Below are 19,851 nucleotides of genomic sequence, written 5' to 3' on the forward strand. Positions count from 1 at the left end.
TTAGATTTTGAATATATACAGTAGATTTAATTTCTAAGCATAATCTTATTTAGCAAAGATAGTTACTGCAGTTCCTTCAGCAGTATTACTCTGGTCTGTTGGATTTGCTCCAGTAGCATCAAATACCTTCTCCCATCCACTACCTGGCAAATTAACCTGATAATTATCTCCAGGATTATATATAACTATAATCTCATCCCAACTATCGCTATTTTGATCAGCATCAATCTGTGAAACTACTATATCTCCTCGATCAGATGGAATATAGGTTGTCATCCAATCATTGATCTCATCCCAAGTATTTAATCTAAAACCAGGATGCTCATTACGCAATTGAATCAAATCACGAAAATATTCAAAAGTGTCATTTAATCCATTAGCATTTGCATCATTTTGAGTCTTCCAGCTCCAATCTACCTTATTCATCTCATCCCCCCACATATAAGAGTTATGAGCTTGATCACTAAATTGACCATTATGTTTAGTTCTTAACATCTCATCACCTGAATGAATGAAAGGAATTCCTTGAGAAGTAAGCACTATTGAACTAGCAAAATCATTGATCCGTTTTAAATAATTTTGACTCGTTTGATTATTAGCATCTGCCCAAGTATTAATCTTATCCCATAAACAGAGATTATCATGAGCAGAAATATAATTAATTGTCTGTTCTGGGTCATAAGATGATTTGAAATAATTCCAAATATCACCTAAAGGATTACGACTCTTATAGTCCATTAGTGAACCTCGAATTCCACTCTCTATATTTCCTGTCGTAGCTTCACCAACAGGGTTTCCTTGCCAATTAAAAGCATAGCCTGAAGTTGCATCATTACCTTTTCCTTTAATTGCATCTCTAAATCCACCATTAAACATTCCAACATGAGCATCAGCTAAAACTGGTTTTTTATTCGAAAATGCTTTCTCGCTCTCAAACCTATCAGGGTTACCCATAGCACGCCAAGGTTCACCATACAATAATAAGTTTCTATCAGAGAATTGATCATTTAAATACTCTCCCCACTGACGAACTTCTTTATCATGATAAACTGCCATCAAATCAAATCTAAATCCATCGATATTATATTCACGTACCCAGTATTCTAATGAATCTCTAATCATTCTACTAACCATTGGAACTCCAGTATCTAATGAATTCCCACATCCTGATAAATTTTGTCCATCATAGTACTTATCAGTAATATTCTCAAACATCTCATCCTCAAAGGTATGGTTATATACAACGTCCATAATTACTCTAATGTCATTCTTATGGAACTCATCAATCATCATCTTCAACTCTTTAATTCTTTCTTCATAATCTGCTGGAGTCATTGAATATCTCTCTTCAGGAATATTATAGTTTACTGGGTCATAACCCCAGTTATATATCTCTCCAGTGGCATAATTGTATTTTGTAGCAAAATCATAGAAAGGCATAATCTGTACATGAGTAACTCCTAGCTCCTTTAAATGGTCAATTCCAGTTTTAACACTAGAATAGCTAGTACCTTCCTCTACAGCTCCTAAGAATTTACCCCTTTTGTCAGAGCTAACACCAGAAGTACTATCAATCGTAAAATCCCTGATACTCATTTCGTAGATAATAGAATCTTCTCTTTCCTTAAGTTCAGGTCTTGGTGACCAATCAATATCGGTTCTAGATAAGTCCATAACAATATTTACACTACTACCTACATTAGTCCTAATACTAACACCTTGTTCCTGACCTTCTTTTCCTTCATTTCCATTGGCTAATTCGGCATCATATTTAGCCATTACCCCATAAGGGTCTCTTACTGGCTGACCATTAATCTTGAATTGATATTCCTTAAGATGCAAATCGCCTTTTACTGTTACACCATAAATATTACTATATCCATCCACACTGACTGGCTGACAATCATACTCGTCTCCATCTACTTCTACCGTAACATTACTAGAATCAGGCGACCAGATTCTAAAGTCTGTTGCTGTTCTAGAATATACTGCTCCTAGTTTAAATGGATGTTCTCTACTATTATTCTCGATCTTTGAAAACTCATAGCTTTGACTCATCTCACCTAGATCATTTTCTCCATATAATCTAAGAGTTTTGATCTCACCGGCAGACATATTCTCGCCAATAGTAATCGTATCTCCATTACTATAATCAATTCCATCAGTAGCTGGATTACTACCATCTAAAGTATATCTACTTACTTCTATATCACTTCCACTAACATATAAAGTTATTTCTTGGCTATCTAGAAATTCTGCACCAGCTGGATCAGCTGAAACTACTACTTCTTGTGGTTCTCTTTCCCATTTTTCAATAATCTTTAAATTGCCTGCTACACCTAGATCTATTGGATCGGTAATAGTAAGTCGTCCAGGGAATATACTAATTTCCCCTGCTTTTCTTAATATTTCTTCTCCACTACTATCAAACAGCTGAACCACTAAGGTGTAATCGTTAGCAAGAATCTCTTGATCTAATACTGCTTGATCATTAATAATTTCTGCTTCATACTTTGAATTAATTAATTTTACCGTTCCTGAATCATAATCAAGATCAGTGTCAATATTAACCTCTAAAGAATCAGCAGTTAATAACTTCAAATCAACAGGGACAATTGTAACTTCAGACTTAGAAATTGTTGCAACATTACTTCCTTGATATACATCATAGCCAGGTTCATCTAAAGCCTTAACCTCTACATCATATATATTTCCTACAGCTAATTTATCAATGTTAAAGATAACACTACCTGAAGAAACCTTTTGGCTCTCTGTATGAACATCATCAGGATCATTCTGATTAGTAAGTTTAACTTCAACTGTTTCAACTAATGCATCGGTTATAGCCAATGTAGAAACAGGTACAGGAATTTCTAATGTTAATTTACCAGTTTTATTAAGACTACTATTGTTTCCATCACTACTACAAGCTGTCAACAAAATCAACAACATAAGTAGCCCTATAAATAAAGAGCTTCTTTTCTTAATTAAGCTCATAATGCTCCCTTCCTTTCTAATATAATTTCCTATTATTTAGAATCTCGGGAAGACATTAATGTCTTCCCTACATTAAATATTGAAATTACTAATTTACTGCTTCAATTAAGATAACTCCGTTATCAAAGTCAAACTCTACTGTACTATTACTTACTGTAGCAGTATCACCATCGTAAGCATCTCTTACTTGGGTTCCATCAGCAAAGATTCCTTCTACATTTACACTTGTAGTTCCACTTCCACCAATTGCAATTACAACTTTATCTTCCATAGCATTTCCACTATAAGTTCTACCATAAGTGTTATTTCCTAGATCAGTTTGTTGACCTGCACCTACAGCAGGATGGTCATGTCTAAATTGACCAACTTTCTGCCAATGGGCTAAAATATCTTGATTAGTGTTCCATTGATAATCTGATCTTGTAGGCTGATTTGCATCGCCATCAACCTCTGGTCCAAGCTCTCTAGAGTTCTCATCTCCATAATAAATCTGTACTCCACCAGGCAATAATAGTAGCATTGTTCCCATATCTTTATTAGTATCATACCAATTATAGGTATCCCTAGCATCATGAGAATTAATATAAGTTAACACATTCCAATCTCCATTATTAATCCGATTAGCATAATCCTGCCAAACATCTCCTACATTAGATATTGATGGAGGATTCTGGTTGAAAGAAAAATTAATTACTGATTCAAAGTCCTGTGTACCATCTCCATCATTATCATTGAAATAATCACTTCTACCTACACCATGACCAAAGTCTTCAGCAGTCATCCAAAAATCTTCATCCCATTCTGCTCCTGGGGCATTAGAATTCTCAGCCCTCCAAGTATCTAATGCATCTTCTGCGGCACCTTTCAATTGTCCCCATCGCCATTTTTCAACGTGTTTAGCAGTATCTACTCTAAACCCATCAATTCCAAACTCTTCTACCCACGCAGCTAACCATTTGATAATATAGTCAGCTGGTGCACTATTATTTAAATTCTTTCTTAACTCTTCAGCAGCTGGTACAATCCATTGATCATATCCACTTTGTTCCATTGACCATTTAGTCTCTAGTATTGGTGCTAATCCAATACTATTAGTTATTTCAGTTTTAATATCAGGCAAACCAGAATCAGGAAGCTGTTTTAAAGGTGGTTCCCCAAGTGGTTCATATCCAGGTAAACCTGCTCTAACCCAACCATTCCACCAATTACTCCAAGCAGATTTATTATCATAATCAATATAATGATCATGGTAACTGTGCCAATTCTCACCGGAAGATGGTCTCCAACTCATTACTTCTTCTTCACTAGCATCTATTCCACCAAATCCATATTGTACTCCATCCAGCATAGTGTTATAACCTGGATGATTCATTACAACATCCATTACAACTCTAATCCCTTGACTATGAGCAGTATTTACAAAATCCCTAAACTCTTCTATTGTACCCATATTTTTATCCATCATCGTCCAATCAAGCGCATAATAACCATGGTAACCATAATGAGGGAAACCTCCAGAACCGCCACCACAAAAACCATGCATCTGTTCATATGGAGCAGTAATCCAGATTGCATTAACACCTAAGTCTTCAAAATATCCTTCCTCTAACTTTTCAGTTAATCCAGCAATATCTCCCCCATGGAAAGTTCCTGTATTTAACTTATCACTACCATAATCAGTGATCCGTCCATAAGAATTATCATTACTTGGATCTCCATTAAAGAATCTATCGGTCATAACAAAGTAAACACTTGCATTATCCCAAGTAAACTTATCAACTACCGCTCCATCATCTCTAGTGTAATCATAGCTTACTTCAGTTGTTCCTTCTGAGTTAGTAGCACTTGCTGTTAAAGTACCCTTCTCACCATCAGCTACATAGTCACTTATTTTAATTTCAGTAATTTCAGTAGTAGAAAGTGTAAATGTTTCACCAGCAAATTCACAACTACTAGAAGTTATACTAGCACCACCATCATCAATAGGTCCTACCTCAATTACTGTATCTCCTTTATATGTTCCACCTTTAGGAGATACTGGAATCTTTGGTTCAGATGGACCATTAAGATTATCTGTTGTCCAATCACTTCCATCCCACCAGTATTGGCCTAAATCCTTAATTTCAGTATCGCCACCAGTTAATTTATTTCCACCATTAGCTGAATCTGTAATTATTATTCCAAAGCTAATTCCACTTTCATAATTATTTAAATTATCTTTACTTATAGTTAATTTATACCAACCATTGCTTTCTGAGTCCATAGCAGTTTGATTATTCCAACCACCAGTAGGCTCATACTTAGTTCCATCAGTACCTGTATACCAGCTATAAACATATGGTGTAGCACTAGAATCAGATTTAAAGTGTAAAGTAATTCCCTCTGGCGCTGGAGTAGTTTCACTAACTGAATCACTTAAATCACTAGCCAAAGCATCAGCATCATAGGCTCTTACCCAGTAATAATAAGTTGTGTCACCTTGAACATCTGTATCACTATAATTATGAGTAGTGATCGCTTTCTCCATTAAAGGAAGCTTCTCTGCCTCACTTGTTCCTCGATAGACTAAATACTTATCTGCACTATCATCCCAAGTTAAGTCTATTGCACCAGTACTTTCATTATATTTAGCAGTTAATCCAGTTGGAGCTTTAGGAGCTAACTGCCAAGTTACATTAACTTTTAATTTTCCTCCAGAAGTAGTATTCTCTAAATCAACACTAACATTCTCAGCACGACCTGGTAAAGCTTCAAAAACTTCAGTAGCTTTATCTACAATTAGATTCTCTTCACTATCATATAACTTGACTTTTGCAGCATATTCACCAGCTGGAGTAGAACCAAAATCAGCTTTTGCTTCAGCAACATCTATCTCAGCCTCTAATCCAACCTCTTCTGGTACTATAGTCACTATTCCACTAGCAGCCTCTGCTGGCATATTCTCAAAATTCATAGTTAAATTCTTAGTAGCTTGAAGTTCTAATGTTACTGTAACTGTAGACTCATCATCATTTGTAACTGCTGTTGTATCTTCAGGCGATTTGTAAGCTACAATTTCTTCATCTCCATCTACATAGATCCCCTTGATAATTATTTTATATTTAGCATTCTTTTTTAAGTTTTTAAACTCAAGACCGACTTCTGTAGTCCCTTCCTCAATTTTAGCTTCACTTTCATGAATATCATTGCTATCATTTACATTAATTACTTTTCCTTCTATCTTCTTTAAATTAATATCTAGTTTTTGAATACTTGCCCCGTCTTCTTGACTCCCAGGCAGCTTAACTGTAACTCCTAACTTTGATTGATTACCAGTTAGTTCATCGCTCCCCCCATTACTACTACATCCAACTAACATGAATAAAGTAATTATACTTAGTAATAAGGCTAATTTTTTTCCTCTTAATTTATAAAACATAAAATCCCACCTTTCATTTAGGTTAACATTAATAATTTATCATCCAAATTAGGCAAGTAAAACTTATTAAAATCTAAAATATAACCCATTATAATATTTGATAAATAAGTTCACTTGCCAGATATAGATTTAAAGTTTTTAATCATCAATTAATCTAGAAGACAATTCTACTTTATAGAATCCCTTCCATTGGACTGATGAATTTAATCATTACTATTATCTCTTCATTATTGAGCAGCATAAGTTACTTCAAGTGCTTCACTTAGATCACTTCCCAAAAATCCTCCATTACTACTCTTTCTATAAGAAACAACCCAGTAATAATAAGTTGTACCTGCTTCTACATTTTCATCAACATAAGTTTTAGTATCTGTAATTAAACTATATGTTAAAGGAGTTTTTTCGCCAGTTACTTCTGTACTACGATAGACTAGATAGCCTGCAATACCTTCTTCACTATCATCCCAACTTAGAGTTATAGCTGAATTATCTAAAGTTGATGATAAAGATACAGGAGCTTTTGGAGCTGTTTCCCAGTCTACTTCAATTCCTATTTGTGCAGACTCATCAATTACTGTTAAAGTAAATCCTACTGTTAATTCTGTTCCTGCTGTACTTCCTATAAACTCATAAGTTCCTGCTACACTTGTATCTACTATTCCATTCTCAACTATATTCCCATCGGAATCTTCCCAAGTTAAATTCACTTCTTTTGTAGTTCCGTCACTCATTGTTGCTGTTCCTGTTGCTGCTAAAGTATATTCTTCACCTACACCTACTATTGCTTTTGAAGGATTAACCGCTAAATTTTCAATGAATATTCCTTCCTTAACTATTAACTTGAAATTCACTGTTAATTCTGTTCCTTCTACACTTCCTATAAATTCATAAGTTCCTGCTACACTTGTATCCACTTCCTTATCCCAGATTATATCTACTGTTTCTTCACTTCCATCATTATAGCTTGCAGTAGCTGTTGCTGGTAGACTATAATTACTTCCAACTTGAACTGTTGCTTCTTTTGGATTAATATCTAAACTCTCAATAGTTCTTTCTTCCTTAACTATTAACTTGAAGCTTACTGTTAATTCTGTTCCTCCTACACTTCCTATAAATTCATAAGTTCCTGCTACACTTGTATCCACTTCCTTATCCCAGATTATATCTACTGTTTCTTCACTTCCATCATTATAGCTTGCAGTAGCTGTTGCTGGTAAGCTATAACTATTCCCTACCTCTACTGTTGCTTCTTTTGGATTAATATCTAAACTCTCAATAAATCTTTCTTCATCAGTAACTATTAACTTGAAGATTACTGTTAATTCTGTCCCTTCCACACTTCCTATAAATTCATAAGTTCCTGCTACACTTGTATCTACTTCCTTATTCCAATTCACTTTTACCGTTGATGCGCTTCCATCTGTCATTGTTGCTGTTGCAAACTGAGGTAATTCATATGTATCTCCTACTGATACTGTTATTTGAGAAGGATCAACACTTAATTCTTCTATCTCTACTGCTGTACTCTTTTTAGTTAACTTTGGAATAACAGGCATAGGGTCATCAGCTTTAACTATATAAGATCTACTCCATTTTTCATATCCTGTCGCTGTTACTTCAACATTATAAGTACCAGGCTTAAAATCATACTCTCCACCATCATTAATTTCATCAATTGTTTTAACTATAGCCCCATCACTATTTATAATTTCTATAGTATAATTAGCTATAATTTCACCTGTTTCAGCATCTTTAGGCACATTGATCTTTAGGATTCCTAATTCTGAACCTCCACCTCCTCCACTACTACTTGAACATCCAACTAATCCAATCACTAAAATTAAAAGTACTAATAAATAAAATTCCTTACTCCTCAAAACTACCATCTCCTTGAAATATATTTTTTATAAGAAAAAATAAAAACATACCCAAGCAATAATAAAATGCTAGATATGTTCTCTTATAACCTTATATACTTTTTTAAACTTATCTCTCTGTTCTAAACTTTTGACACTATTAATTTAAAAACTCTTATTAATTTTATAGTTTATAATCTTATTTAAAAATAAAAACCCCACCCTTATTATAAAATACAAGGGAGGGTTCACCATTAGCTCAATATAGACAATAGGTGACCAATTACAGTCTATACATCATTGCTTCCTGAAGAAGATTATTTTTATTTTTAGTATTATTTATTTTATATAAAAATAATAACATATAATGGAATTTAATTCAAGTTATTTTTTTAATAAATCAAAAATAATATAAAAAAAGGTATAAATCAGATTTTCTAATCCAATTTATACCTTTAATATATTAAGATAAAGGTTCATTAATTAGCTGGTACCCAAACACTCCAACCTTCATCAATAGAATTTTTCACTTTGAAATCTCCATACCCATCTGCATCAGTCTTAACCGTTCCTTTAACATTAGAAGTAATATCATAGAACTCAGTATTAGACTTACCTGAGTCGATTCTCTTAGTAGTTAAATCACCAGAAGTACCTTGGGAAATCATCATGACTAATCCCGTTCCTGGAACATCTGACAGACCTCCTCTAACATAAGAATAAGTATTTACATCATTAGTCTTAACCTCTCGTCCAGGACCATAAGCAAAATATCTTCTTGCCTTTAGTAATTTATCTAGTCCTACTTTCTTTCCATCTTGGTAATAATCTTTCCAATAAACCATAGGCAATCCATCTTCTCTCATTAAAATATAAGTATAAGCTTGATACTTTCTTATATTAATTGGTGCTTTATACTCTACAATATCTCGACCAGTATCATGATTATCTATAAAAGTAACTGTTTTATCAGCAAATTTCCTCTTATTAACCATACCGGCCTTACTTAGAGTAGACATATTTAAATTCCCATTTCTTAATGTTTCAAAGGTTTTTCTTAATGGAAAATCAAACACATGTAAATTAGGATTATTTACATCATACATATAAAAACTTAGCCCCATTGTATTCTCTACCCACGCTTCTCCTACAAAGAATACATCTTTAGCTGTATTTTCTTGAATACTACTTATCCATTCATCAATAAATTTAGAATCAACATGTTTAACTGCATCAAGTCTAAATCCATCAAAACCAATATCATTTATAATCCAACTTCCCCATTCCTTTAACTCATCTTTAACATTTTCATTTTGATAATCAACATCTGCCCCTAATAGATAATCCTTCTCAAAAGTATCATCCCATGTCTTCCCTTTGAAATTTTGTGGTGCTATATTCCCTAAATTAGCAGCATAATCTACACCATCGAAGGCCTTCCAATCCCATTTCCATTCATCAGCTTTACTATAATACTTCTGTCTTCCTTTAAGTGGATAAAATTTAGTATAAGTTTCTGCTTTCTGACCAGATGCTAAGATAGAATCCCCTATATTTTCATAACCAGCACCTAATCTATGATTTAATACTGCATCATAATAAACTTTAATTCCTTCTTGGTGAAGGTCAGCTATAGTTTGCTCCAACTCTTCTTTAGTTCCATATTTAGTTCTAACTGTGTTAACCTGATTAAATTCTCCCAAATCCCACAGATCATAAGTTCCATAACCTTCATCTTGTTGCTCATGAGCTTTATTAGCTGGTGGTACCCAAACAGAAGTAATCCCTATTTTAGCTAAATCATCTGAACGTTCAGAAAGTAGTTTCCATAGGTTTGATTCTTTTGGATATTTTTCTTTATACTTACCTTTATTCATTTCCCAATAGAAAGTTTGCATCAGAGTCTCATTAGGATCTTTAATTTCTGGATAACTTCTACTAGTAGTAAAATCAGTTTTAGTAGATAGCTCATTTCCTGTGCTAGACTTAATATTAGTAACTAGCTGGTAATTTGTTTTGGCTTCTAATTTTAAACCTGTTAAAGTAACTACATTTCCTTCTACATTAGTCTCAATTTTAGATTTACTATCCCCTTGGACTAAAGATACTTTTGCTCCAGCAACCTTTTCATTAAACTCTAGTTTAAACTCCCCTAAAGTATAATCTACACTATTAAGATTATAATCTGTTAAATCAGAGGAAACTAGAGCAAACTCATCTCCAGTTGATTTACAACCTGTTAATGTTACTGCTAAAATTAATATAGATAGTAAAGCATACAAAGTAACTCTTTTTCTCATTATCTACTTCTCCCCTTTCTTTATCTTTACTTCTAATTTTATATTCTCTAATGATAGCTATTTTCCTGCAATTATAGAATTAATTCATATATAATCAATAACTAATTTTGAGCTAATTCCTATCTTGTCTGGTAAATGTAACTTCTCTACTTACAGTACCTATTTGATTGCTAGCAGTTATAGTCAACCTACCAGTCTCCTCATTTTCTAAATAATCAGCAAGTCTTATATCTGCTTTATCTACAATATCGATTCTTTTACCATTAAATTCACAGATTAAATCTATAATCTTATCTCCATTATCTTTAATAGATAAAGTAATACTTTTAGTTCCTAAATAAGTACCAGCTGGAGTATCTATTATAATTTCAGGTTTAGATACAAATTTTCCATCTTTATACCACCATTCACCAGCTTCAATTCCCATTATATTTCCTGTATCACCACTATCCCAATTAATCTTTGCATTTAATTCTTCAACCTCAATATCTATTAGACTATAGCTATACCATCCATCTTCTTCCTCTAACATAGGTGTACCTGGCCATACACCAGTAGGCTCAATTTTAGCTTCACCTTTTCCTTGCCATAGATAAATATTTGGCACTTTCTTGTTATTATTCTTAAAATGGAATGTAAAATCTCTATTAGTATTATCTTTTTTATTATCAGTATCTCCTATTGTAAATCTAGCTGTTTTTGTAATTGTTGCTATATCATTCACTACTGTTACAGAAAGTTCTCCACTTTCATTCTCTTTAAGATAATCACCTAAAAGCACAGTAGTTTTATCTACATCTTCTCCACTAATATTCAAACTAATATCTTGGTTATTAAATCTAGCACTTGTCTCTATAATATCTTCTCCACTAATAGATATCTCCAGTTGAGTCTCAGAGTCATAAGAACCAGGTTCTAAATCAAACTCAATTTCTGGCTTAGCTGGCTTATCAGGATTATAGGAGTACCATCGACCTTCCTGATACCACCATTCATTTTCTCTTCTATGCAAATCTTCGAATTTTCTTCCATCACCAGATACAAAAATGATATTTATATTTCTGATCTCTGGAAACTCAGCAACATACCAATCATTAGCTTCTGATTTCATAGTTTCCATATCTTCTAAACTGCCTGATAATTCTATTTTTTCTTCTTGTTCATTTAGATACCAAGTATATATTTGAGGAGCTTTCTGAGCATCACTATCTTTAAAGTGTAGCTTAACACCATCATACTTACTAGGAATAGCAGTGGCACTAACCTTGGTAGATAACTCACTATTTAGCCCAGCTTTATCAATTGCTTTAACCCAATAATAGTATGTATCACCTGCCATTGCAGTTCTATCTTTGTAATAATTATTTGTACTCTCTTCTAAGGGAGTTTTAGAACTCTTATCTGATCCCCTATAAATCATATAATTAGTAGAATTATCTTCCCAATTGAGCAAAATACCTGACTCTGTTGCTAAAGCAGTTAGCCCAGTAGGAGCCTTTGGTGCTACTGTAGATAACCAAGTAGTATTAACTACCTTCTCTTTAGCTAAGTCATACTCTATTTGGGTAACTCTTCCTGGTAAAATCTTAAGGTCATTAACCGTTTTTTCATAAATTGAGTTATTATCTGAATCAAATAAATCTATCTCTAATAGATATTTATTAGCAGAAATTTCATTAAAGCGAGCCACCTTATTGTCAATATTAATATCTGTTTTCAACCCATTAGAAGGAGTTAAAAATACTTTTCCTGATTTAACTTCTGAGATTAAATTACTTAGCTTAATCACTAATCCTTTAGCATCTGTTAAATCTTCTTCACCAAATGAAACTGTAAGTAGATTATCATCACCATTGATTGTAGTAGACTTATCATTATCTTCATAGACTATATAACCATCTTCATCCTTAACAGCTATATCAAGCTCATATGTACTCCCTCTAGATAAGTTATTGAAGTTTAAAGAAACACTACTGCTACTGCCTTTAATCTCCTTAGTTTCACTGTCTTTATCATTACTATTATTACGATTTACAATTGATACCTCTACCTTTTTCACGGTAAATTCTTCTTCAATCTTATCTGTTGCTTCATCTGTATCTTTCTTGGGAACTTTAACGGTTACTTTTAAATTGGAACTACCACTGAGGGTATTAGTTCTAGCACCATCACTACATCCCAATATAGTTAAGAGTAATAAGAATACCATCACTGATATTAATACTCTCTCTAAAGCAGATTTAAACATTAATCTCACAGCCTTTCTATATCTTAATAATCATAATATAATTTATCATCTTTCTAATTATTGCTTTATTACTTACAAAACTTGAACTGCGATCTATAACATAATATAAAATTAAATTTTATAAATTACTATTTCTACTACAAGAAAATATTTCCTTCATTAATAATTATATAAATCAAATCCTTTACTATTTCATAAATAAAGTTTTAAAGGGATTTAAAACTTTATTTATGAAATAGTAATTCAACTTAGAAAATTCTATAATATATAATAACATATATATATAAAATGAGGCAACTATATAGTTGCCCCATTTTTAAACTAAATTAGTTTATTTAATTGTATAAGTTTGATAAGTTAATTCTTGATCTACTGTTGGATCAACTAACTTATCATCAAAAGGAGCATCAATGATATTTGTAACCTCCCAATAACCATTCATCATTACTGGTAAGATTCTTATATCATCACCAGCTTGAAGTCCTAAAGCACTAAGAGAATAACTTACTTCTATAATGCTTCCATCTGCAGAACGGTTATACTCAGCTACTGTATCATCTTGAACCTCTGTACCTAACCAAGTGAAGGCACCATATCCAGGATTACCATCACCATCTAAATATGTGTAAAGAATACCTTCGAAACTAGTATCATCACTATAAACTATATTCTTATCTCCCCATGTCCAGCTTGTGTTAGCTCCAAGATCACTGATACCTGTGCTATCAGTTGTATTATCAATCAAAAACATAGCATCTGTACCCCAACTACCATCAGCTAATTCCACTAACATATATAAATTATCAGTATCATTAGCTACATAAATATTTTGAACATCCATTCCTGCTGGATCAGCTATATTATCTCCAGTGTCAGTTACCCAAGCATCTGCTGTAGCATCAGTATATTTATCAGCTATAGAAGTATCATCCCAAGCTACGTCTTTATTTCCATCTACAACTATTGAATCAGATGCAGGCTCTACTTTAATTACTGCTACAGATAATGGATCTACAGTTACTGTATCAGCAGTTACTGTTACACCAGATACAGTTGATACTGCAGTAGCACCAGACTCATCATTATCTACAAGAACTGTAGCACTTGTCAAGTCTTCTTTTACTGCAAAATCTCTTTCAATTGTATCTCCATTAATGAATACATAGTATTCACTTAGATCTGTTGCTGTAGATTTATAAGCAATAATTTTATCTTCAGCATCTTCGGCAGGATAAATAAGCTTTACATTAGAATCAACTAAAGATTTATCACCTAATCTAAAGGCATCTGTTGATCTTCTTAGTTTAATAAGACCTTTAGTATACTCCATAGTCTCATTTTGAACTGTATCTCCAGTTGCTGCATTCCAATCAAATGCATTAATTACATCAGATGAATCATAAGAGTTGTGAATAAATACATCTCCTGTCGCTGGTACTTCTGTATCCTCACCTTCAGGACTTCCTGTACCCTTCCACTCTTTAGTTCTACCATATTCTTGACCACCATGTAAGAAAGAAATTCCTTGACTTGTTAAGATAATAGCATTTCCAAGTCTAATTCTCTTTTGAATCTCTTCCTCTGAATCAGCAGGTGATTTCTCAATAGATTGAGCAATCACATCATGTAAAGTTAAGTTATCATGAGCAGCAATATACTGAACAACATCGCCTGGGTCATCAGCAGTAAAGTTACCTGGCTGAGCTTTAATATTGTTAAAGATTGTTTCGATAGGTCTATCTCCACCAGTAATAAACATCGGTTGACCTTCACTTCCATAACCAGATTTTAAGTTATTTCTAATTTCATCAGAGAATACTGCTACATCATCTGTGCTAGAAACAAAGTCTTGATCAGCACCTTCAGTACCTTCAGGACCAGTATACATTCTCCATCCTTCACCAATAAATAATGTATCAGGGTTTACTTTTGCTACAGCATCATAGGCTGATTGTATTGTCTCACTATCAATTAATCCCATTAAGTCAAATCTAAATCCATCTACTTTATACTCTTCCGTCCAGTAAACTAATGAATCTACAATTAATTTTCTCATCATAGCATGAGTAGAAGCAGTATCATTTCCACATCCAGAACCATTAGCACCTTCTCTAAAGTAATAACCTGGATTAATTCTATCCATAATATCTGTTGCTGCCATATGATTATAAACAACATCAAGAGTTACTGCCATACCTGCATCATGAATAGCTTGAACGAGATCTTTTAACTCTTTAATTCTTAATTCAGGATCTGTAGAATCTTCTGAATACATTCCTTCTGGAGCAAAATAACTATGTGGATCATAACCCCAATTATAATTATTTCCACTAGAATCATACTCTGTTTCTCTTGTTCCTGACTGTGACTCATCTCCAAAGTAATACGACATTACAGGAAGTAATTGAATATGGGTTACTCCTAAATCTTTTAAATAATTTAATTTCTCGGTAAATGCCGCATAAGTTCCAAATTGATTTGTTAGACTAAGTCCTTCTTGAGAAGTAAAGTCTCTAACATGAATCTCCCAAATAATAGCATCCTCTCTCTTTTCAAATCCATCTACATTAGCAAAATCAAGTGTTGGTCCTACAAGAGAAGGATCTACTATAGCAGCTTTACCAACAGTATCATCACCATTACCATTAGTATCTACAGTAAATTCTGCCATTGACTTAGCATATGGGTCTAAAGCTAATCTTGTTTCACCATTTATTGTTACACTATATTGATAAAAATAACCTCTTAAATCACTAATACCAGTATTATCACTATTTAAAGTAACTCTCCATACACTTCTTGGATCCTTTTCCATAGTAACTCTAGTAACCTCTGTATTTTGGTCAGCTTTATCATAAATAACAGCTTCTACTTCAGTTGCTTTTGGTGACCATAAATTTAATTGTACAGTACCATCACTATTATAAGTAGCACCTAAATCATCTCCATCATAAGCAGTCAGAGAATCTTCATACCTTGCTCCAGTATCTGCTACTACTGTCTTACCATCATAAGTAATCTCATAAGGTTTTTGATTATCAACATCTAAACTACCTGTTAATACTAATGTTGTGCCATCGACTACATCTAAACTATCAATTGTTACCTCATTACCGTCTTTATCTACTACTGCTATTTCCGATTGAGCAATTCCCATAGTATCTGTAAAGACTACTTCAAGTTCTGTTGGACTAACAACTTCAGCAGAGATTAGACCTTCAGGAACTTCTTTATCAGAACTAATGTAGACAGTGTCATCTCCTTCGAAAATCCATAATTCATTATAATCTCCCAAGAATTCAAATAAATGATCTCCACCATCTTTACTAGAATCTCCCACTTCTTCATCAACAGGTACTAATCCTAAATTACTCCCTTCCCCAGTTAATGGGACATAATAATAAGCACCAAAATCGTCTACCCCAGATTTTTGTAACCCATGTGGCCAATCTGTTGTGTTTTCTACACCATCTCCCCATAGCCATAAGGTATAAGTATCATAGTCATCCGCATTTCTTTGATAATGAACCAATGCCTTTCCTTCAGGTATATAGGTTCCACTTTGATCAATAGTTACTGTTACATCTGTAGTATCTTCTCCAGCAGTAACAACAACTTCTGTTTCACCATAATATTCTTTAGTTCCATCAACTATTGAAACTCTTAATGTATAGTTGCCTGCCTCTACATTCTTAATAGCTGTATCTAATGACCCTTCCTTACCAGCCACAGTAACTATAGCTGTACTAAGATCAAGATCTAAATCACTAAAAGAATCAGTGTTGATGTTATCGCTACTAACTAATATATTACCAACTTTTCCTGGACCATCATCATCACTCGAGCAAGCTACTAATCCTAAAGCTAAAGTTAAAATCAATAATAAACTAAATATTTTCTTCAATTAAAACCCTCCTCTAATCAATTAAATTTTATATAATCACAACAAAATTTCTCAATTCATAATTTTTTCTTATTTCATCTATCACCTCCAAACTGACATCTGTAATTAACCATAACAAAAAATAAAAACATATCTGAAGATATAAAATCTCCCTAGATATGTTTTCTTATAGTCTTATATTATTATCTATTGTTATTGTAAATCTAAAATTAAACAACTAGCTGTTAACCATATTTATACTTATTGTAAATAATATGTTAATCAGCCAAAAATTATGCTCTTATAATGTTATTTACTCTATTATTATTTATACACAAAATATAAAAACCCTTCTTTAATTGTGTTTTTTTATTAAAAATTCAATATTATTATTATATGTGAGGTAGTGATAATTAACAAACCACTATTTACTTATCACTACCCATTTGATATTCAGAAAAATATAATCCAAGATCAACTACTGCACAAGTAAGAATCTTCCTGTTAATCCATCTACAGGAATATCATAGTCTCCAGAACCAGTTATCTCCTCACCTGTCAATAGATCAACTAACTTAGTTCCACCTACATTAGAAACTGAGATTGTAGTTTCACTTGTTCCTGTATTCAATACATAAACTATCTCTTCTCCTGTATCTAAATCTGTTTTAAGATCAGCATATTTAGTATTTTCAGCTACTAAATTACTTCTCTCACCATTCCATAATGCAGGATGATTCGCTCTTATCTCCATTAATTTAGAAACATAATTTTTCAAGTCAAGCTCAGCTGTTGTAAACCCTGAAATTTTACCTTCACTCCGTGCAACATTATCGTCATAAACATCAGCAATGTCATTATCATTCACATAACCTTCTCTTTCATCTCCCCATTCATCACCATAATAAAGGGTAACTGGACCTGTATAAGCCGCCATAAAGCTAAATGCTGCCTTATGTCGTTTCCAATAATCAGGATTCTCTGTACCATAACCTAAATGAGGTGCTCTTTGAATTAAGTCTCCAAAGCGAAGTAAGTCATGGTTAGTTAACATCAAGTTAGGTTGTGCATAATCTTCATAGACATTATGAGTTTCCAGTCCTTCGTTTAAAGCCGATGCATCTTTCCCTCCAGAACCACTTTCTTCAGCCGCTAAGACTTGAACAAGTCTATATCGCATTGGGAAATCAAAAGCTGATCTTAATCCATTTTGACTATATCCTGTATCATTAATATCATTCTCACCTTTCCAAATCTCACCAACCATATAACCTAAGGTTCCCCATTTTTCTCCTGCTGCTTTACGTTCTGCAGTTACTTCTTCTACACTTCTTCTAATCTCATTCCAATAATTATGACCATCTTGATACAATTGATATGCTTGATCTAATCTCCAACCATCAATCTCAAACTCTTCAATCCAATAGGTAGCAACCTCTTTATAAAAATCCAAGCTCTCTGGATAATCTACTGGATCATTTGGACCTGAAGGAGTATACCCTGATGGTGAAGCAGGTATGTTAATATCTTTGTGATGACCAAAAACTCCATCGAGGAATACATATAATCCTCTGGCATGTGCTTCATCAATTACTTCCTTCAATTTAGTATTGCCACCCCAATTATCATCTACATTAAAGTAATCCTTAGCAAAATAACCTGTTGCATCTAATTTACTTTCTCCATCAGACTCAAAGACAGGAGTCAACCAAATAGCATTCATCCCCAAATTTTTAATATAATCAAGAGAATCAATAACACCATCTAAATCTCCATAAGCATCAGCATTCCCCCATACTTCAGGGAAATTTTCCTTACCATCACCATCTAAGAAGGTCGCTACAAAGATCTCATAAATTCTTAAATTATTAAACTCTTTAACTTTAACAAGCTCTTCCATAGAATACCTAGAACCTATCGCCGCCTCTACAGACTTACCATCATAAGTTATATTATAAGGAGCTTGATTATCAGGATCTAAAGTAGAAGATACTAGAGTTAATATCTTGTCATCAACAATCTCCAAAGAATCAATAGTAATCTCTGATCCAGTTTTATCAGTTACTGATATTTCAGATTTAGCAATTCCCATAGTACTTAAAAATCTGGCTTCAATTTCTGTTGGACTAATAACCTCAGCAGATACTATTCCCTCAGGAAAATCTTTATCTGCACTAGTATAGATATTAGTATCACCTTCAAAGATCCACAACTCACTATAATCACTTAATAACTCAAATAGATGATTCCCGCCATCCTTATTTTCATTAGTATCAACAGGAATTAAGCCAATATTATTACCTCCATCTTCTGCTAAAGGAATATAGTAATACGCACCAAAGTCATCTTCTCCAGATTTTTCATAGCCATTGGGCCAATCATTTTCACTATCAGAATCTACTATACCATCTCCCCAGGCCCATAAAGTATAAGCATCATAGTTGCCGTCATTTCTTTGATAATGAATTAAAACTTTTCCTTCTGGTACAGATGTTTGCTTTTGATCAATAACTATAGTTCCAGCATAATTATCCTCTCCTGCTGTAACAGTAATTTCTTTTTCACCATAATATTCTATACTACCATCTACCACTGAAATAGTTAAATTATGAGTTCCCTCTTTAATATTACTTATAGTCTCATCTAACTTACCTGTTTTGCCAGCAATCTTTACCTCAGCTGATGTAAGATTTAGTTCATTAATACCAAGGTTAGGACTAACTGTAACATTTGAACTTTTGACAATTACATTACCAATGTTTTCCGATTCACTATCATCACTACTACATCCTGCAAAGACTCCTAAAGTTAATAAGAGTACTGTTAATAGGATGATTTTTTTCTTATTTAAGATCTTCAGCATAAAATTCTACCTCCATTGAATTGATTATTTCTTAGTTTATTAAAGACTTAAAAACTTTTTCTACCACGAATTTACACCAACCTCCACTAGTGAAACATTAATACATAAACTACTATTAATTTAATCATTATCTTAATTCTTTTTTCTCTTGCTCTTATCCGTGTACATTCGTGTTCATCTGTGGTTCCAAATATCTTTTGCCTTTGATTAGTAATTTTAAGAGCTTAAAAGCTTATTTACCACGGATTAACACGAATTAACACTAATAAAACCTTTAGAACCCTAT

At 33.2% G+C, this 19,851-nt stretch carries 7 protein-coding genes and 1 riboswitch; all 7 genes read right to left on the reverse strand.

Annotated features, from left to right (window positions below; all coding sequences use genetic code 11):
- Positions 1 to 45: 45 nt before the first annotated feature.
- On the reverse strand, positions 46 to 2,997 hold the full coding sequence (locus OREMA_RS18190; RefSeq protein ID WP_018247928.1) for an alpha-amylase family glycosyl hydrolase: 2,952 nt from the start codon (positions 2,995 to 2,997) through the stop codon (positions 46 to 48).
- A gap of 88 nt (positions 2,998 to 3,085) precedes the next feature.
- Entirely contained in the window at positions 3,086 to 6,415 is a 3,330-nt protein-coding gene (locus tag OREMA_RS18195) for an alpha-amylase family glycosyl hydrolase (protein WP_018247929.1), read from the reverse strand.
- A gap of 227 nt (positions 6,416 to 6,642) precedes the next feature.
- Entirely contained in the window at positions 6,643 to 8,292 is a 1,650-nt protein-coding gene (locus tag OREMA_RS0103670; RefSeq protein WP_018247930.1) for an Ig-like domain-containing protein, read from the reverse strand.
- Between the two features lie 210 nt (positions 8,293 to 8,502).
- A riboswitch (cyclic di-GMP riboswitch) is annotated at positions 8,503 to 8,588 on the reverse strand.
- Between the two features lie 162 nt (positions 8,589 to 8,750).
- On the reverse strand, positions 8,751 to 10,571 hold the full coding sequence (locus OREMA_RS0103675; protein ID WP_018247931.1) for an alpha-amylase domain-containing protein: 1,821 nt from the start codon (positions 10,569 to 10,571) through the stop codon (positions 8,751 to 8,753).
- 112 nt (positions 10,572 to 10,683) lie between these two features.
- The gene (locus tag OREMA_RS0103680; protein WP_018247932.1) at positions 10,684 to 12,819 is read right to left on the reverse strand and encodes a starch-binding protein; all 2,136 of its coding nucleotides are present in this window, start codon (positions 12,817 to 12,819) and stop codon (positions 10,684 to 10,686) included.
- 331 nt (positions 12,820 to 13,150) lie between these two features.
- The gene (locus OREMA_RS17110) at positions 13,151 to 16,723 is read right to left on the reverse strand and encodes a pullulanase-associated domain-containing protein (protein ID WP_018247933.1); all 3,573 of its coding nucleotides are present in this window, start codon (positions 16,721 to 16,723) and stop codon (positions 13,151 to 13,153) included.
- A 457-nt stretch (positions 16,724 to 17,180) separates the two neighbouring features.
- A complete protein-coding gene (locus tag OREMA_RS18200; protein ID WP_018247934.1) occupies positions 17,181 to 19,565 on the reverse strand; it encodes an alpha-amylase family glycosyl hydrolase in 2,385 nt (794 codons plus the stop codon).
- Between the last annotated feature and the right edge of the window lie 286 nt (positions 19,566 to 19,851).

The organism is Orenia marismortui DSM 5156, assembly GCF_000379025.1.
GTDB classification, from domain to species: Bacteria; Bacillota; Halanaerobiia; order Halobacteroidales; family Halobacteroidaceae; genus Orenia; species Orenia marismortui.

What these genes read in the sequence shown, in the direction of transcription:
- OREMA_RS18190 (WP_018247928.1), bottom strand. Translation starts at nt 2,997, where the DNA reads ATGAGCTTAATTAAGAAAAGAAGCTCTTTATTTATAGGGCTACTTATG.
- OREMA_RS18195 (WP_018247929.1), bottom strand. Translation starts at nt 6,415, where the DNA reads ATGTTTTATAAATTAAGAGGAAAAAAATTAGCCTTATTACTAAGTATA.
- OREMA_RS0103675 (WP_018247931.1), bottom strand. Translation starts at nt 10,571, where the DNA reads ATGAGAAAAAGAGTTACTTTGTATGCTTTACTATCTATATTAATTTTA.
- OREMA_RS0103680 (WP_018247932.1), bottom strand. Translation starts at nt 12,819, where the DNA reads ATGTTTAAATCTGCTTTAGAGAGAGTATTAATATCAGTGATGGTATTC.
- OREMA_RS18200 (WP_018247934.1), bottom strand. Translation starts at nt 19,565, where the DNA reads ATGCTGAAGATCTTAAATAAGAAAAAAATCATCCTATTAACAGTACTC.